Consider the following 15,910-nt stretch of genomic DNA (forward strand, 5'->3'; position numbering starts at 1 on the left):
ATCGCAGGCATTTGCGACCAAACCGCGGGCTTCTGCCGCGACTTATACTTAACGTGGCCTCACCAGTGCACCTGCCCGGCGCACCTGCGGTCACGCGCATCCCGTGACGAAGGGAACGATCTAACGCCCCCTTTACCTGAGCCATGCAAGATCGCCCGCGTTTTGAAGATATCCAGGGCTCGTATTGCAATGCCTGTCGCCAGATTAAAGTATTATCTCGCCACTGTCGTCGAGTTGTTCCGGGTCCCGGCCGACAATCCTGAGCTGACGCGCGCGCAGTTCGAAGCCTTCTCCAAGCAGATCCCGCTGCTCTACTTCATCCTGATCACCAACACGATCGCGGTCGCCTATACTTATGTTCCGCTGGCGCCCGCCTCGCTCAGCATGATGGTGCCGGGCGTATTGATCGCGGTGGCGGGCTATCGGACCTTCTGGTGGCTGCGGCAGCGCCATGTCGTGCGCAGCGACGCCGACATCCTGCGCAGCTTGCGTCTCACCAACTGGATCGCGGCGCCGATCGCGGCGGGCTTCACCGCCTGGTCGTTCGCGCTCTATCCCTACGGCGATCCCTTTGCCAAGAGCCAGGTTGCCTTCTACATGGCGGTGACCGTGATCGGATGCATCTTCTCGCTGATGCATCTGCGTTCGTCCGCGCTGATCGTGACGCTGATCGTCGACGTGCCCTATGTGGTGTTCTACTTCGCCACGGGCGAGCCGACGCTGGCGGCGATGGCCGTCAACAATTTGCTGGTCACCGGCGCGATGGTGACGGTACTGACCATCTACTACCGGGACTTCGCCGATCTCGTCGCCAGCCGCAAGTCCCTGCTGGCACAGCAGGCGGCGACCCAGGCGCTCTCGGACGAGAACTTCCGTCTCGCCAACCTGGATTCCCTCACCGAATTGCCGAACCGCCGCCGCTTCTTCGCCGAGTTGTCGAGCGCTTTTGCCGACACCGAGCGCAGGAATGTTCGTGTCGCGGTCGGAATCATCGACCTCGACGGCTTCAAGCCGATCAACGACAATTACGGCCACAGCGTCGGCGACCGCGTCCTGATCGAAGCGGGCCGCCGCATCCGCGAGGTCTGCGAGGGCTTTGGTCCGCAGCGGGTCGAATTCGCCCGGCTCGGCGGCGACGAGTTCGGCCTCGTCGTGTGTGGCGATCCCGACGACGCCGATCTGGCACGGCTCGGCGAACGCATCGGCGCGCAGGTCAAGCTGCCCTACCAGCTCGACACCGCTCACACCGGCCTGTCCTGCTCGATCGGCTTTGCGTTGTATCCGGACTCCGCGACGACGTCGGAAGCTCTCTATGAATGCGCCGACTACTCGCTCTATCACGCCAAGCGCCATCAGCGCGGACGCACCGTGATCTTCTCGAGCGAGCTCGAAGCCGAGATCCGGAGCCGCGGCGTCATCGAAAACCTGCTGCGCACCTCCGATTTCGGCGCCGAGATGGAGCTGGTGTTCCAGCCGATCGTCGATGCCATGAGCGAGTACACTGCGGGTTTCGAGACGCTGGCGCGCTGGCACAGCCCCCGCCTCGGCTGGGTCTCCCCTGCCGACTTCATTCCCGCCGCCGAGCGCATCGGCCTGATCCGTCCCTTGACGCAGACGCTGCTGGCGCGGGCGCTGGCGACGGCCAAGACCTGGCCCGACGACATCCGCCTCTCGTTCAACCTGTCCGCTCACGACGTCTGCGCCGCCGAAGGCATCCTGCCGCTGATCTCCATCATCGAGAAGAGCGGTCTGTCGCCGCGCCGAATCGATTTCGAGATCACCGAGACCGCCGTCACCTTCGATTTCGTGCGCGCCCAGCAGTCGATCGCGACGCTGAAGGCGATGGGCTGCGGCGTCTCGCTGGACGATTTCGGCACCGGCTATTCGTCGTTGAGCCACGTGCACCGGCTGCCGCTCGACAAGATCAAGGTCGACCGCAGCTTCGTCTCCGACATCAACGAGAATCCTGTCAGTCACAAGATCATCAAGTCGCTGGCGGGCCTCTGTGACGACATGGAGATCGCCTGCGTCGTGGAGGGCGTCGAGACCCGCGCCCAGCTCGACACCCTGCGTCGGCTCGGCTGCGACTTCATCCAGGGCTATTATTTCGCAAAACCCATGCCCGGTGATGCGATTGGCGATTATCTCGCGAACGAACGCCAGCGCCTCGACGGCGCCAAGGTCGTGGCCTAGCGCGCCCGGACGTCAGACCGCGCAGTAGCGCTCCTGGATGTCCTTGTCCGCGAGCAACGCTGCGGCGCTGCTTTGATGCACGACCTCGCCCTGGTCGATGATCACGGCGCGATCGGCCAGCCGCAGCGCCCATTCGACGTTCTGCTCGACCAGCAGCAGCGTCTTGCCCTCGTCGCGCAGGCGGCGGAACAGCACACCCATCTCCTCGACCAGGACGGGCATGATGCCCTCCGAGGGTTCATCCAGCAGGATCATCCTGGGCTTGGCGATCAGCGCGCGCGCGATCGCCAGCATCTGCTGCTCGCCGCCGGAGAGCGTCACGCCCTCCTGGTCGAGGCGCTCTTTCAGGCGCGGAAAGGTCTCGGCGATCTCGTCGATCGCTGCCCGCTCCTCGATGCCGCTGCCGGCCGCGACGAGACCGAGCCGGAGGTTCTCGCGTACCGACAGCCCGGGAACGATGCGCCGCTCCTCGGGTACGTAAGCGAGGCCAAGGTGGAAGCGCTGATGGGCACGCAGGGGCAGAAGCTCCCTGCCCGCAAAGCGCACGCGGCCGGTCGCCTTCGGCATCAGGCCCATCATGGTTCGCAAGGTCGTGGTCTTGCCGGCGCCGTTGCGGCCGACGAGGGCAACCACCTCGCCCTCCTTCACGTGCAGCGAGATGCCGTGGAGGATGTGGCTCGCGCCATACCAGGCGTGGAGATCTTCGATTTCGAGCAGCGCGGTCTCAGCCATAACCTTCACTCTGTCCGAGATAGACCCGGCGCACGTCCGGATTGCTCCTGATCTCGTCGGGCGCGCCGTCCGCGAGCAGGCGGCCATGGTGCAGCACCACGACACGCTTGGACAGGCCCAGCACCATTTTCATCTTGTGCTCCACCAGAAGCACGGTGCGCTTGTCGGCGAGCCGCTCCAGCAGCGCGACCATGTCCTTGGTCTCTTCCGGACCCATGCCGGCGGTCGGCTCGTCGAGCAGCAGCAACTCCGGCTCGGAAACCAGTGCGATCGCGATCTCCAGCGCGCGCTGCTGGCCATGCGAGAGGAATTTTGCCAGTTCGCCGCGCTTGCCGAGCAGGCCGACTGCGTCCAGCACCGCATCGGCACGCGCGCTCAGCTCAACCAGCCGGGCGCGGTTGCGCCAGATGTCGAAGCGCACGGTCAGCGCCTGGGCTGCGACGCGCACGTTCTCGTGCACGGACAGGTCAGGGAAGATGTTCGTGATCTGATAGGAGCGCGAAATACCCTGATGCACGAAACGGTGCTGCGGCAGGCCGTTCAGCTCGCGCCCGCGGAAATGCAGCTTGCCGGATGTCGGCGTCAACACGCCGGAGAGGATGTTGAAGAACGTACTCTTGCCGGCGCCGTTCGGCCCGATGATCGAGGTGAGTTGCCCCGCCACAAAGGACAAGGTAATATCCTCGAGCGCGACGAAGCCGCCGAAGCGCTTGCCGATCCCTTCGGCCCGGAGCAGCTCACCGCTCATCGCCGCGCCTTTCCGATACCGAGCGTATCGAGCAGCGTACCCCAGATGCCCTTGGGCAGGAACAGCACGAACAGCACGAAGATCGCACCGACGAAGATCTGCCAATGCGGCGTCCACAGCGAGATGACGTCCTCCAGGATCAGGAAGCTCGCTGCGCCGACGAAGGGCCCGAAGAAGCTGCGGGCGCCGCCGAGCAGCACCATCATCACGATCATGCCCGAGGTCTGGTAGTGCAGGATGTCGAGCGGCACGATCGACAGGTGCAGCGCCAACATGCAGCCGCCGAGCGAGGAGGTCGCGCCCGACAGCATGAACACGACCAGCTTGCTGCGTTCGACGTCATAACCGCAGGCCCGCGCGCGCTGCTCGTTCTCGCGGATCGCCTCGATGACGGCGCCGAACGGCGAGTTCAGGATGCGCGACTGGAACCACATCGCCAGCGCCGCGAAGGCCATCAGCACGTAATATTTGTTGACAGGGTCGAGGAAATTGACCTGAAGGCCGAACAGATTGATGCGGTCGACGGTGAAGCCGCGCAGGCCATTCTCGCCGCCGGTGAAGGAGGATGCCTGCAGCGCGACGTAATAGACCAGTTGCGCCAGAGCGAGCGTCACCATGGAGAAGTAGATGCCCCGGGTGCGGGTCGAGATGATTCCGATCACGGCCGCAAGGCAGGTGCTGAGAAACACGGCAATCGCGACCGCGGCAAACCACGGCACACCGTAGCGGCCGATCGCAATGCCGGTGAAGTACGCGCCCGCACCGAAGAACGCGGCCTGGCCAAACGACAACAGCCCGGTGTAGCCGAACAGCAGATTGTACCCCATCACCACGACGCCGTAGATCAGGACGTTGACCGCCAGCGCCTTGGACGGCAGCAGCCAGGGCAATATGGCCAACACGGCGATGGAGAGCAGCACGCGGTGGTCGAGAAGCCGGCCGAGCCCGCCCGGCGCAGGCTTGGCGAGAGCCTCGCCGCTCGAAGGGTGCGTCACGCCGTCCTCCCTCTCACGCCGAACAGGCCTTGCGGGCGGATCAGCAGCACCACCGCCATCAGCGCGAACATCACGATGGTCGCCATTTCAGGCGCGAACAACGCCACCAGGCTGATGGAAATTCCGACCATGAGGCCGGCCACGACCGCGCCGACGATCGAGCCGAGGCCGCCGATCACGGTCACGACAAAGGCCTCGGCCAGAACCAGCGAGCCCATCTCCGGATTGACGCTGCGCATCGGCCCGGCGAGCACGCCGCCGAGTGCGGCAAGCCCGACGCCGAGACCAAAAATAGCGAGCCAGACGCGGCCGATGTCGACGCCGAGCACCTGCATGATGGTGGGATCGCGCGCACCCGCACGCACGATCAAGCCGACACGGGTCTTCTCCAGCGTCAACCACAGCACCAGCAGCACCACCGCCACCAGCGCGATGACGAACAGGCGATAGCGGGGGAAGAATCCGATGCCGAGATCGAGCACGCCGATCAATTGCGGCGGGGTGGGAAACGGAATGCCGTCGCTGCCGAACACGATGCGCACGCCCTCGACCAGGACGTAGCTGAGGCCGAAGGTGAGCAGCAGCGGATCGTCGATCGAACGGCCATAGAGCCTGCGGATCAGGACGAACTCGATCAGCATGCCGAAGGCGCCGATCAGGATGGGCGCAAGCAGCAGCCCCCACCAGAAGCTGCCGGTGAGCGAGGCCAGATACAGCCCCGCATAGGCCCCGATCATGAACAGCGCGCCATGGGCAAAATTGACCACCCCGAGCATGCCGAACACGATCGTCAGTCCAAGCGCTGTAATCACCAGGACCGCGCCAAGCGCGATCCCGGAGAGAAGCTGCATGATGATCAGCGACAGGTCCATCGTCACAAATCTTAAGTCGCGTGGCCTAGTTCGCTGCAGCTGCGCAGCATGTCGTCCGAACCGGTGTCGTTGGCGAGAATGGCGAACAGATCGTTGTCGCCCGCCATGGCCGACTTCTTCTTGGACTCCAGCACCAGCACCGACTGCACCGATTGATGGTCGCATTTGCGGTAGTGCTGCGGTCCCTTGGTCAGATCATATTGCAGCTTTTCGAGCGCATCGACGACTTTATCGGTGTCGGTTCCGCCGGCGGTCTGCATCGCGGCCAGCAACGATCCGACGCCGGAATAGCCGTATGCACCGTAATCGGTCGGGATCGCGCCGCCGTTGGCAGCCTTGAACGCCGCGTTGAACGCAGCTGCGGATTTGCTCTGCGACTCCAGGCCCCAGTAGTAATTGGCGCCGCCGACCACGCCCTCGAACACATCAGGACCGACCGCGAGGCGCTGGTTGTGCAGGATGACGGGAACGACGATCTTCATCTGCTGCTTGACGCCGAAGTCTACCGCTTGCTTGATCGCATTGGCCTGGTCGCGGCCGAAATTTGAGATGCACAGCACGTCCGGCCGTAGCGACATCAGGCGCGGCATGAACGTGGAATAATCGGCTGCACCGAACGGATGCAGGATCTCGCCGACATTGTCCGCGCCGATCGCGGCCTGCGCGCGCTTGAAGCCGCGCAGCATCTCGTGGCCATAGGCATAGTCGGCGACGAGATGCGCGACCTTCATGCCTTTCTTCAGGGTCTGCCGCGCCACCGCAGCCGTCGTCATGTGCGGGTTCAGCGCCTCGTGGAAGGTGTATTTGCTGAAATCCTTGGCCTCGTTGATGGTATCGGACTGGCTGATCGAGACGTAGATCACGCCGCGGGCCCGGGTGACCTCGTTGACCGCGAGCTGCACGGCGCTGGAGAGCGCGCCGACCACGGCGTGAACCTTGTCCTTCTCGATCAGCTCGAGCGTGCGCGTCGCGGCTTCACCGGCATTGAGCTTGTCGTCGCGCACCAGCAGCTCGACCTTGCGGCCGCCGATGCCGCCCTTGTCGTTGACCAACTTCACCGCGAGCTCGGCGCATTTGACCTGATCGCGCGCTTCCGCCGCGAACGGGCCGGTCAGCGGCGTCGGAAAGCCGATGCGGATCGTCTCGTCCGCTGCGCGGCCGATCCGGGGCATGGCGAGCAGCGCCGCGCCTGCCGAGAGGCCAGCGAGCGCGGTGCGGCGGGTTATTTTCGAAGTCGAACCGGATTTTGACATGATTTCCTCCAAGGTCTTTTTTCTAGAAACGCTTCAGGGCTGTCAGGACTTTTAGCGGCGTAATCGGAATGGAATTGATCGTGACGGCGAACGGCGCGAGCGCATCGTTGACGGCGTTGAGGACGCAAGCCGACGCCGCCGCCGTGCCGGCCTCGCCGACACCCTTGGCGCCGAGCTCGGTGTCGGCGGTCGGCGTCTCGACATGGCCGATGACGATGTCAGGCATTTCCATCGGCATCGGCACGAGGTAATCAGCGAGCGAGCCGTTCACGAGCTGGCCGGTATCGCTGTAGCGGCATTCCTCGAACAGCGCCGCACCCAGCCCTTGCACGATACCGCCGCGCAGCTGCTCGTCCACCAACATCGGATTGATGACGCGGCCACAATCCTCGACGATGAAGTGCTTCAAGAGCTTGATGAGCCCGGTCTCGACATCGACCTCCAGCGAACAGCCCTGAATGCCGTTGGTAAAGGCGAACGGATAGCCCTGCGGCGCGAAATGGTGGCTCACGGTGAGTTGCGCCTGCGTGCCGGGCGGGAGCGTGTCGGAGCGGAAATAGGCGATGCGCGCGATCTCGGCGATCGGCATCCGCTGGTTCCGCGTCGCCGCATCCACCACCTGGCCATCGATGATATCGAGCGCCGACGGCTGTTCCTGGAGGATCAGCGCGGCGATCTCCAGGATGTTGCGCTTGAGCGCGCGCGTGGCCTGCAACGCGGTCTCGCCGCCGATGCCGGCGCCGCGGCAGGCCCAGGTCGCACCGCCATGAGGCGTCATTTCGGTATCGCCCGTGATGACCTTGACGTGTTCCTGCGCGAGGCCAAGCTGATCGGCGACGATCTGGCTGATGATCGCCTCGGTGCCCTGCCCCTGCTCGGTGACCGAGATCAGGCAGCGCACCTCGCCTGACGGCGTCAGGCTGAGGATCGCGCCGTCCTGCGAGGAGATGCGGGCGCCGCCGACCCCGTAAAACGCTGGGCTCGGATTGGTGATCTCGACGAAAGCTGCAATGCCGATGCCGCGATAGATGCCGCGCTTGCGCAGATCCGCCTGCTCCGCGCGCAAGCCGTCATAGTCCATCATCTCGTGCAGGCGCTTCAGGCAAGCCTGATGCGACAGCGCCTCGAAACGGTATCCGGTCGGCGAGGTCTGCGGATAGGCGCCATCGGGGATGACGTTCTGCGCGCGGATGGCGAAGGGATCGAGGCCGAGCTTGGCGGCCGCCATGTCAACGAGACGCTCGGTCACCGCGCAGGCGATGGGGTGGCCGACGGCGCGATACTGGCTGGTCTGCACCTTGTTCTGGAAGATCACCTCCAGCGTGGCGCGGTAGTTCTTGAAGCGATAGGGTGCGCCCATCAGGCGAATGACCTGATTGCCCTCGACCACGCTGGTGCGCGGATAGGTCGAGAAGGCGCCGATCGCGGTCAGGTCCTCAACGTCCATCGCCAGGATCTCGCCCTGGGCATCGAGTGCCATGCGGGCGCGGACGCGGTGATCGCGGGCGTGGATGTCGGAGACGAACGATTCGATGCGATCAGCGACGTATTTCACCGGTCGGCCGAGCAGGATCGACAGGCCAACCACCGCCATGTCCTCGTGATAGACATGCAGCTTCATCCCGAACGAGCCGCCGATGTCGCTGGCGATCACGCGGACGCGGGCTTCCGGAATATTGTAGTGGCGCGAATAGAGGTCCTGAAACTGGTAGGGCGTCTGCGTGCCGTGGTGCACGGTGAGCATGCCGGCGGCGGGATCGTAGTCCGCGACGATCGCGCGCGGCTCAAGCGTGACCGCGGTATGCCGGCCGAAGGAAAACTCCTCCTCCACCACATGGGTCGCATGCGCAAAGGCATCATCCACGGCGCCGTTGTCGAGCTGGCTGCGGAAACAGGTGTTATTGACGCTGCCGGGGTTGACCAGCGCACCGCCGGCCTCGCGCGCGGCGTCGAGATCCACGACGACGGGAAGGTCCTCGTAATCGACCTCGATCAGCTCCAGCGCATCCTCTGCGATCGCCCTGCTCTCGGCGACGACGGCGACCACCGCCTGCCCGGCCCAGACCACGCGATCCAGCGGCAACGGCAATTGCGGCGCGGAGGTCATGCCCTTGAAATGATCCAGCGTACCGGTCCAGGGCGTGCAGATCTTGGCGAGATCGGTGCCCGTCGCGACGAGATGCACGCCTTCGACCGCGCGCACCTGCTCGGTGTTGATCGAGACGATCTTCGCGTGCGCATGCGGACTGCGCAGGAACGCGGCGTAGAGCATGCGCGGCAGACGGAGATCGCTGATATAGCGGCCCCGCCCGGCCAGCAGCCGCTTGGCATTGGGCCGCGGCACGGAGCGGCCGATATAGGAATTCGGGCGATCGAGCGAGGTCAGCGGCGCGGTCATGTCACGCCTCCACCTGCACCGCCAGCCTTCATGCGTTCGCTGGCCACCGCGTCGATGGCGTCGACGATCGCCTCATAACCGGTGCAGCGGCAGTAATTGCCCGACAGCGCGTCGCGAATCTCCTCGCGGCTCGGCTGCGCCGTCTGCGAGAGCAACTCGTGGGCGTTGACCAGCATGCCCGGCGTGCAAAAGCCGCATTGCAGCGCATTGCGGCGGTGGAATTCGGCCTGGAGGTCAGCAATCGCGCCGAGCTCCGACAGTCCTTCGATTGTGTCGATGGTCGCGCCGTCGGCCTGCACAGCGAAGATCAGGCAGGAATGCACGGCACGGCCGTCGAGCTGAACCAGGCAGGCACCGCAGGCGCCCATCTCGCAGCCGGCATGCGTACCCGTCAGCTCGAGCTTGTCGCGCAGGCAATCGACCAGCGTCTCCCGTGGCGCGACCTCGCAGGCCACCTTGCGTCCGTTGACGACGAAGCGGACTCGCACCGTCTCGTCCGCCTCGTTCAGCAGGCTATCGTCGAAGCCGCTCATGCTCCCTCACCGAGACGTCCGAGCAGGCGGCCGAGCAATACGCGGGCGAGATGCAGCCGCATCGCGGGCGGCACCTCGTCGCTCTCGGGCGGCGCAAGATCGCCTTCGAGCGCAGCTTGGGCCGCGGCAATCCGCTCCGCATCCAGGCGCGAGCCGATCAAGGTCGCCTCGGTCCCCCTCACCCGTGTCGGCGTGTTGCCGACCGACAAGTACGAAATGCGGATGTCGTGGATGCGCTCGCCGGCGAAGGTCGCCAGCATACCGCAACCGACCAGCGCGTAATCCCCACGACGCCGCGCCAACTCGTCGAACGCAAAGCGCTGATCCGCCCTGAACAGCGGAACGTAGATTGCGGTGATCAGTTCGCCCGGCTGCAGCGCCGTCTCGAACAGGTCGATGAAGAAGTCGTCGGCCTTGACGCGGCGGCGGCCTGAGGGCCCGGTGATCTCGATCTCGGCATCCAGCGCCAAGATCATCGCAGGGAATTCGGAGGCAGGATCGGCCAGCGCGACGCTGCCGCCGAGAGTGCCGCGGTTGCGGATCGCGGGATGGGCCACGAACGGCGCCGCCGCGTGCAGCAGCGGCGCGAACTCGGCGATCAACGGCTCGCTGAGCATCTCGCAATGACGCGTCAGCGCACCGATGCGCAAATGCCCGCCTTCGCGCCTGACGCCGCGCAACTCGTCGATATGGGTGATGTCGATCAGCAGCCGCGGCGCCTGCAGCCGCAGCGACAGCGCCGGCACCAGGCTCTGGCCGCCGGCGATGAAACGCGCATCGTCCCCGGCGCGAGCGTGAGCATCCAGCGCATGGTCGATCGTCGCAGCACGAAAATAGCTGAAAGCCCTCGCCTTCACTGCCGTTTCCTCGAGATCCATCGGCTCATCAGCCGGGATGCCAGATTTGTAACCATCTGGTCTCAAAATCCTGACATGCCTCCCGAGGCCGGTCAACAGGAAATGACCATTTGGTCACAAAAGCACCTTGGGTTATGAAGACAGCGGTACGTTGATTCAGCGACGAGATGGCCCGAAAAGCGCAGAGAACGGCGAAGCGGCCGGTCCGCAAGCGGATCGCGACAGGCAGCAAGACCGCGCCAAAGCGTCGCAACATGCGCGCGGCCGACCGCGAGCGCGCGATCGTGGAGGAAGCCATCCGCTTCTTCGCCGAGCGCGGCTTCGAGGGCCAGACCCGCGAACTCGCCAAGCGCATGGACATCACCCATTCGGCGATCTATCGCCACTTCCCGAGCAAGGAAGCGCTGATCGAACGGGTCTATCAGGAGGTCTATCTCAGCCGATGGTCGCCCGACTGGGGGCCGATGATCCGCGACCGCTCTCAATCGCTGGAGGCGAGGCTCACGCGCTTCTATCTCGACTATGTCGAACGCGTGTTCGAGTACAATTGGGTGCGGATCTTCGTGTTCTCCGGCATGAAATCGTTCGGCATCACCGGCCGCTATCTCGACATCGTCCGCCGCGAGATCATCGAACCGGCGGCGGCCGAACTGCGCCACGAGCTCAAGCTGCCCGACGCGAAGGCGCATTCATTGAGTGAACGCGAGACCGAGCTGTTCTGGGGCCTGCACGGCCGCATCTTCTATCTCGCGATCCGCAAGTTCATCTACGAGACGCCGATCCCGTCCGATCTCGACGCCATCGTGCGCGACGCCGTCCGGACCTTCATGGACGGCGCCAAGACGACGATGCCGACGCTGCTCGCAAGCGGCTAGCTACTTCGAAAGGCTCGGCAGATCGAGGCCCTTGTCGCGGGCGCAGTCGATCGCCGTCTCGTAGCCGGCATCGGCATGACGCATGACGCCGCTGGCGGGATCGTTCCACAGCACGCGCTCGATCCGCTTCGCGGCTTCCGGCGTGCCGTCGGCGACGATCACCATCCCGGCATGCTGCGAATAGCCGATGCCGACGCCGCCGCCATGGTGCAGCGAGACCCAGGTCGCGCCGCTGGCGCAATTGAGCAGCGCGTTGAGCAATGGCCAGTCGGACACCGCGTCCGAGCCGTCCTTCATGGCCTCGGTCTCGCGGTTGGGGCTCGCCACCGAGCCGCTGTCGAGATGGTCGCGCCCGATCACGATCGGCGCTTTCAATTCACCACGCGCCACCATCTCGTTGAAGGCGAGGCCGAGGCGATGGCGATCGCCGAGCCCGACCCAGCAGATCCGCGCCGGCAGGCCCTGAAACTTGATGCGCGCCTTCGCCATGTCGAGCCAATTGTGCAGATGCTTGTCGTCAGGCATCAGCTCCTTGACCTTGGCGTCGGTCTTGAAGATGTCCTCGGGATCGCCCGAGAGCGCAGCCCATCGGAACGGCCCGACGCCACGGCAGAACAACGGCCGGATATAGGCGGGAACGAAGCCCGGGAAGTCGAAGGCGTTCTTCAGGCCCATGTCCTGCGCCATCTGCCGGATGTTGTTGCCGTAGTCGAGCGTGGGGATGCCTTGCGCATGGAAATCCAGCATGGCCTGGACGTGCTCGACCATCGAGGTCTTGGAGGCACGCTCCACGGCCTTCGGATCAGAGCTACGCCTAGCCTCCCACTCGGCGAGCGTCCAGCCTTTCGGCAAGTATCCGTTGATCGGATCGTGCGCGCTGGTCTGGTCGGTGACGATGTCGGGCTTGACGCCACGGCGCACCAGCTCCGGGAAGATTTCCGCGGCATTGCCGAGCAGGCCGACCGAGACCGCCTTCTTCGTCCTCGCAGCATCCGCCATGATCGCCAACGCTTCGTCGAGCGTTGCGGCCTGACGATCGAGATAGCCGGTGCGCAGACGCATCTCGATGCGGCTCGGCTGGCATTCGACCGCGAGCATCGAGGCGCCGGCCATGGTCGCAGCCAGCGGCTGCGCGCCGCCCATGCCACCGAGGCCGGCCGTCAAAATCCATTTGCCGGCGAGGCTGCCGCCATAATGGCGACGTCCCACTTCGACGAATGTCTCGTAAGTGCCCTGCACGATGCCTTGGCTGCCGATATAGATCCAGGAGCCCGCGGTCATCTGGCCGTACATCATCAAGCCCTTGCGATCGAGCTCGTTGAAATGGTCGAGCGTCGCCCAATGCGGCACGATGTTGGAGTTCGCGATCAGCACGCGCGGTGCGTCCGCATGGGTACGGAACACACCGACCGGCTTGCCGGACTGCACCAGCAGCGTCTGGTCGCCTTCGAGCTTGCGCAAGGCCGCAACGATCCGGTCAAAGCTATCCCAGTCGCGCGCGGCGCGGCCAATGCCGCCATAGACCACGAGCTCGCTCGGGCGTTCCGCGACGTCAGGGTCGAGGTTGTTCATCAGCATGCGCAGCGGCGCTTCGGTCAGCCAGCTCTTGGCGCTGATCTCGCTGCCACGGGGAGCGCGAATAGTGCGGTCATTGTCCAGTCGGCGGTTCATGCGGGCAGCCCTTCAGCTCAGTCTCGGAAACGGATCGATTGAAAGCTTGGCGAGCGTTGCGGCCGGCAGCGCATCGGCCTCGATCAACGCGGCGGCTTTGGCGAGATCGCCGGCCATATACCGGTCGGCGCCGAGCGCCGGCACCTGTTCGCGAAGCTTCGCGATGACGGCGACGAGTGGCGCGCTGGTCGCGTTCGGTGCGCGCAACGTGATGCCTTGGGATGCGACCAGAAGCTCGATGCCCAAAATGGCGGCGAGATTGTCGGCCATATCGGACAGGCGCCGCGCGGCGTGCGCCGCCATCGAGACGTGATCTTCCTGGTTGGCGCTGGTCGGCGTCGAGTCGATCGAGCAGGCAGAAGCGCGCTGCTTGTTCTCGGCATAGAGCGCAGCGGCCGTCACCTCGGCGATCATGAAGCCCGAGTTGATGCCGGGATCCGGCGTCAGGAACGGCGGCAGGCCAAAGTTCAGCGCGGGATCGACCAACGTCGCGATGCGCCGCTCGCTGATCGCTCCGATCTCCGACAGCGCCAGCGCGATGGCATCGGCGGCAAAGGCCACCGGCTCGGCGTGGAAGTTGCCGCCCGAGACGATCTCACCGGTCTCGACCAGCACCAGCGGATTGTCGGTGACGGCGTTGGCTTCGACGATCAGCGTGCGTGTCGCCTGCGTGATCAGGTCGAGCGCGGCGCCAGCAACCTGCGGCTGGCAGCGCAGGCAATAGGGATCCTGCACGCGCTCGTCGCCTTCGAGATGCGACAGGCGGATCTCGCTGCCATCGAGCAGCGCCATCAGCGTCGCAGCCGCGGCGATCTGTCCGGGATGACCGCGCAAGGCCTGGATTTCGGCGCGGAATGGAGCGGTCGACGCCATCGCCGCGTCGACCGACAAGGCGCCGGTCACGAGCGCGGCACGCGCCAGGCCGAATGCTCGCAGCACGCCCGAGACGGCGTAAGCAGTCGAAAATTGCGTGCCGTTGATCAGCGCGAGGCCTTCCTTGGGGCCCAGCGTCAACGGCGCGAGACCGGCGGCGGCAAGCGCCTCGCCGCCGGCTACAATCTTGCCGTCAACGAACGCCTGTCCCTCGCCGATCATCACCGCCGTCATGTGTGCGAGCGGTGCAAGATCGCCGGAGGCGCCGACCGAGCCCTGCTGCGGCACCAGAGGACAGACGCCTCGCGCCAGCATGGCCTGCAACTGCTCGATCACTTCGCGGCGGACGCCGGAGGCGCCGCGTCCGAGCGAGATGATCTTCAATGCCATCATCAGCCTGACGATCGACTGCGGCGTCGCCGGGCCGACGCCGCAGCAATGCGACACGATGAGGTTGCGCTGAAGCAGCGCGGTCTGGTCGGGCGGAATGCGCTTCGAGGCCAGCTTGCCGAAGCCGGTGTTGATGCCGTAGACGGGCGCGTCCGCTTGCGCGGCCTTCGCAACGATCGCCGCGGCAGCCTCGACCCGCGTCCAATATGATGGATCGAGGACGACAGCGGCACCTTCAAGCACGCGCGCGAGATCGTCGAGGCTGACCGTTCCCGGTGTGACGACGATCGCGGCGCCTTGGCTCGTCACTGCCCTCTCCACACACGGCGATGCAACGGATTGAAGCCGATGCGGTAGACCAGTTCGGCAGGCCGCTCGATGTCCCAGATCGCGAGATCGCACCACTTCCCGGCTTCCAGCGTCCCGGTCTCACCGAGCACGCCGAGCGCCCGCGCGCCTTCACGGGTGATTCCGGCGAGGCACTCGACGACGTTCATCCGGAACAACGTCGCGCCCATGTTCATGGCAAGCAGCAGCGACGTCAGCGGCGAGCTGCCGGGATTGCAGTCGGTAGCAAGTGCCATGGGCACACCGTGATTGCGGAACGCCTCGACCGGCGGCTTCTGCGTCTCGCGGATGAAGTAGAACGCGCCGGGCAGCAGCACGGCGACCGTGCCGGCATTTGCCATCGCAGCGGCGCCGGCTTCGTCAGTATGCTCGAGATGATCGGCGGACAGCGCGGAGAATTTTGCGGCGAGCGAGGCACCGCCGAGGTTCGAGAGCTGATCGGCATGCAGCTTGACCGGCAGCCCGAGCCCCCGCGCCGTTTCGAATACGCGCGCCGTCTGCTCAGCCGAGAACGCGATGCCTTCCATGAAGGCGTCGACAGCATCGGCAAGTCCGGCCTTCGCGATGGCCGGCAGCATCTCGTTGCAGACGAGATCGATGTAACGATCCTTGTCGCCATCGGCTTCCACCGGCAACGCATGCGCGCCGAGGAAGGAGGTGCGGATCGCGACCGGCCGCTGACGACTGATGCTGCGCGCGGCCGCGAGCTGCCGCATCTCGGTCTCGGTGTCGAGCCCGTAGCCGGATTTGATCTCGACCGTGGTTGCGCCCTCGCCGATCAACGCATCGAGCCGCGGCAGAGCGCTCGCGACGAGTTCGGCCTCGCTCGCCTTGCGCGTCGCTGCCACCGTGGAGACGATGCCGCCGCCGGCGCGGGCGATCTCTTCGTAGCTCGCACCCTTCAGGCGCAGCTCGAATTCGTGCGCGCGGTTGCCGCCATAGACGAGATGGGTGTGGCAATCGACCAGGCCCGGCGTGATCCAGCGGCCCTCGCAGTCCGTTCGTTTGATCGCGTCGGCATCGACAGGAAAGTCCGCCGCCTTGCCCGCATAGACGATATGGCCGCCGCGCGCGGCGATCACGCCATGCTCGATTTCGCCGAGGTCGGGACGATCGACCCGCATCGTGGCGAGCCGGGCGTTGTGCCAGATCCGGTCGAAGCGCTCTGCCAT

At 65.3% G+C, this 15,910-nt stretch carries 13 protein-coding genes; 2 read left to right on the forward strand and 11 right to left on the reverse strand.

Going from position 1 to position 15,910, the window contains the following annotated elements; translation table 11 throughout:
• Positions 1-189: 189 nt before the first annotated feature.
• Complete coding sequence (locus tag CIT40_RS25095) at positions 190-2,193, forward strand: putative bifunctional diguanylate cyclase/phosphodiesterase (RefSeq protein WP_162307664.1); 2,004 nt, start codon at positions 190-192, stop codon at positions 2,191-2,193.
• Positions 2,194-2,205: 12 nt separating this feature from the next.
• On the opposite strand, the gene CIT40_RS25100 is transcribed toward CIT40_RS25095, so the two are convergent.
• Genes CIT40_RS25100 through CIT40_RS25135 form a run of 8 tightly spaced genes read right to left on the reverse strand, consistent with a single transcriptional unit; the run spans position 2,206 to position 10,581 of the window.
• A complete protein-coding gene (locus CIT40_RS25100; RefSeq protein WP_094891226.1) occupies positions 2,206-2,925 on the reverse strand; it encodes an ABC transporter ATP-binding protein in 720 nt (239 codons plus the stop codon).
• A complete protein-coding gene (locus tag CIT40_RS25105; protein ID WP_094891225.1) occupies positions 2,918-3,673 on the reverse strand; it encodes an ABC transporter ATP-binding protein in 756 nt (251 codons plus the stop codon). Before CIT40_RS25105 ends, CIT40_RS25100 begins: the two co-directional genes overlap by 8 nt.
• Positions 3,670-4,668, reverse strand: coding sequence for a branched-chain amino acid ABC transporter permease (locus CIT40_RS25110; protein WP_094891224.1), 999 nt, complete (start codon positions 4,666-4,668; stop codon positions 3,670-3,672). The genes CIT40_RS25105 and CIT40_RS25110 overlap by 4 nt, the downstream gene beginning before the upstream one ends.
• Positions 4,665-5,540 (reverse strand): branched-chain amino acid ABC transporter permease, encoded by an 876-nt coding sequence (locus CIT40_RS25115; protein ID WP_162307665.1) that lies wholly within the window; start codon positions 5,538-5,540, stop codon positions 4,665-4,667. Before CIT40_RS25115 ends, CIT40_RS25110 begins: the two co-directional genes overlap by 4 nt.
• An 11-nt stretch (positions 5,541-5,551) precedes the next feature.
• A complete protein-coding gene (locus CIT40_RS25120) occupies positions 5,552-6,793 on the reverse strand; it encodes an ABC transporter substrate-binding protein (protein ID WP_094891222.1) in 1,242 nt (413 codons plus the stop codon).
• A gap of 22 nt (positions 6,794-6,815) precedes the next feature.
• Entirely contained in the window at positions 6,816-9,191 is a 2,376-nt protein-coding gene (locus CIT40_RS25125; protein WP_094891221.1) for a xanthine dehydrogenase family protein molybdopterin-binding subunit, read from the reverse strand.
• Entirely contained in the window at positions 9,188-9,724 is a 537-nt protein-coding gene (locus CIT40_RS25130; RefSeq protein ID WP_094891220.1) for a (2Fe-2S)-binding protein, read from the reverse strand. The genes CIT40_RS25125 and CIT40_RS25130 overlap by 4 nt, the downstream gene beginning before the upstream one ends.
• Positions 9,721-10,581 (reverse strand): FAD binding domain-containing protein, encoded by an 861-nt coding sequence (locus CIT40_RS25135; protein WP_094891604.1) that lies wholly within the window; start codon positions 10,579-10,581, stop codon positions 9,721-9,723. Before CIT40_RS25135 ends, CIT40_RS25130 begins: the two co-directional genes overlap by 4 nt.
• A 254-nt stretch (positions 10,582-10,835) precedes the next feature.
• Here CIT40_RS25135 and CIT40_RS25140 point away from each other — a divergent pair, with 254 nt between their 5' ends.
• Complete coding sequence (locus tag CIT40_RS25140) at positions 10,836-11,456, forward strand: TetR/AcrR family transcriptional regulator (RefSeq protein WP_162307895.1); 621 nt, start codon at positions 10,836-10,838, stop codon at positions 11,454-11,456.
• Here the strand turns inward: CIT40_RS25140 and hutU are convergent, their stop codons facing one another.
• Genes hutU through hutI form a run of 3 tightly spaced genes read right to left on the reverse strand, consistent with a single transcriptional unit; the run spans position 11,457 to position 15,910 of the window.
• Complete coding sequence (hutU, locus tag CIT40_RS25145) at positions 11,457-13,127, reverse strand: urocanate hydratase (RefSeq protein WP_094891218.1); 1,671 nt, start codon at positions 13,125-13,127, stop codon at positions 11,457-11,459.
• Between the two features lie 12 nt (positions 13,128-13,139).
• Positions 13,140-14,699, reverse strand: a complete 1,560-nt coding sequence (gene hutH, locus CIT40_RS25150) for a histidine ammonia-lyase (RefSeq protein WP_094891217.1) — start codon at positions 14,697-14,699, stop codon at positions 13,140-13,142.
• On the reverse strand, positions 14,696-15,910 hold the full coding sequence (gene hutI, locus CIT40_RS25155; RefSeq protein WP_094891216.1) for an imidazolonepropionase: 1,215 nt from the start codon (positions 15,908-15,910) through the stop codon (positions 14,696-14,698). The genes hutH and hutI overlap by 4 nt, the downstream gene beginning before the upstream one ends.

It is taken from the genome of Bradyrhizobium amphicarpaeae (assembly GCF_002266435.3).
Lineage (GTDB): Bacteria > Pseudomonadota > Alphaproteobacteria > Rhizobiales > Xanthobacteraceae > Bradyrhizobium > Bradyrhizobium amphicarpaeae.

Excerpts from the sequence above, each read along its gene's own strand:
- hutI (WP_094891216.1), bottom strand. The coding sequence starts at position 15,910 with ATGGCAGAGCGCTTCGACCGGATCTGGCACAACGCCCGGCTCGCCACG.
- CIT40_RS25130 (WP_094891220.1), bottom strand. The coding sequence starts at position 9,724 with ATGAGCGGCTTCGACGATAGCCTGCTGAACGAGGCGGACGAGACGGTG.
- CIT40_RS25125 (WP_094891221.1), bottom strand. The coding sequence starts at position 9,191 with ATGACCGCGCCGCTGACCTCGCTCGATCGCCCGAATTCCTATATCGGC.
- CIT40_RS25115 (WP_162307665.1), bottom strand. The coding sequence starts at position 5,540 with ATGGACCTGTCGCTGATCATCATGCAGCTTCTCTCCGGGATCGCGCTT.
- hutU (WP_094891218.1), bottom strand. The coding sequence starts at position 13,127 with ATGAACCGCCGACTGGACAATGACCGCACTATTCGCGCTCCCCGTGGC.
- CIT40_RS25095 (WP_162307664.1), top strand. The coding sequence starts at position 190 with ATGCCTGTCGCCAGATTAAAGTATTATCTCGCCACTGTCGTCGAGTTG.
- CIT40_RS25120 (WP_094891222.1), bottom strand. The coding sequence starts at position 6,793 with ATGTCAAAATCCGGTTCGACTTCGAAAATAACCCGCCGCACCGCGCTC.
- CIT40_RS25140 (WP_162307895.1), top strand. The coding sequence starts at position 10,836 with ATGCGCGCGGCCGACCGCGAGCGCGCGATCGTGGAGGAAGCCATCCGC.
- CIT40_RS25100 (WP_094891226.1), bottom strand. The coding sequence starts at position 2,925 with ATGGCTGAGACCGCGCTGCTCGAAATCGAAGATCTCCACGCCTGGTAT.
- CIT40_RS25105 (WP_094891225.1), bottom strand. The coding sequence starts at position 3,673 with ATGAGCGGTGAGCTGCTCCGGGCCGAAGGGATCGGCAAGCGCTTCGGC.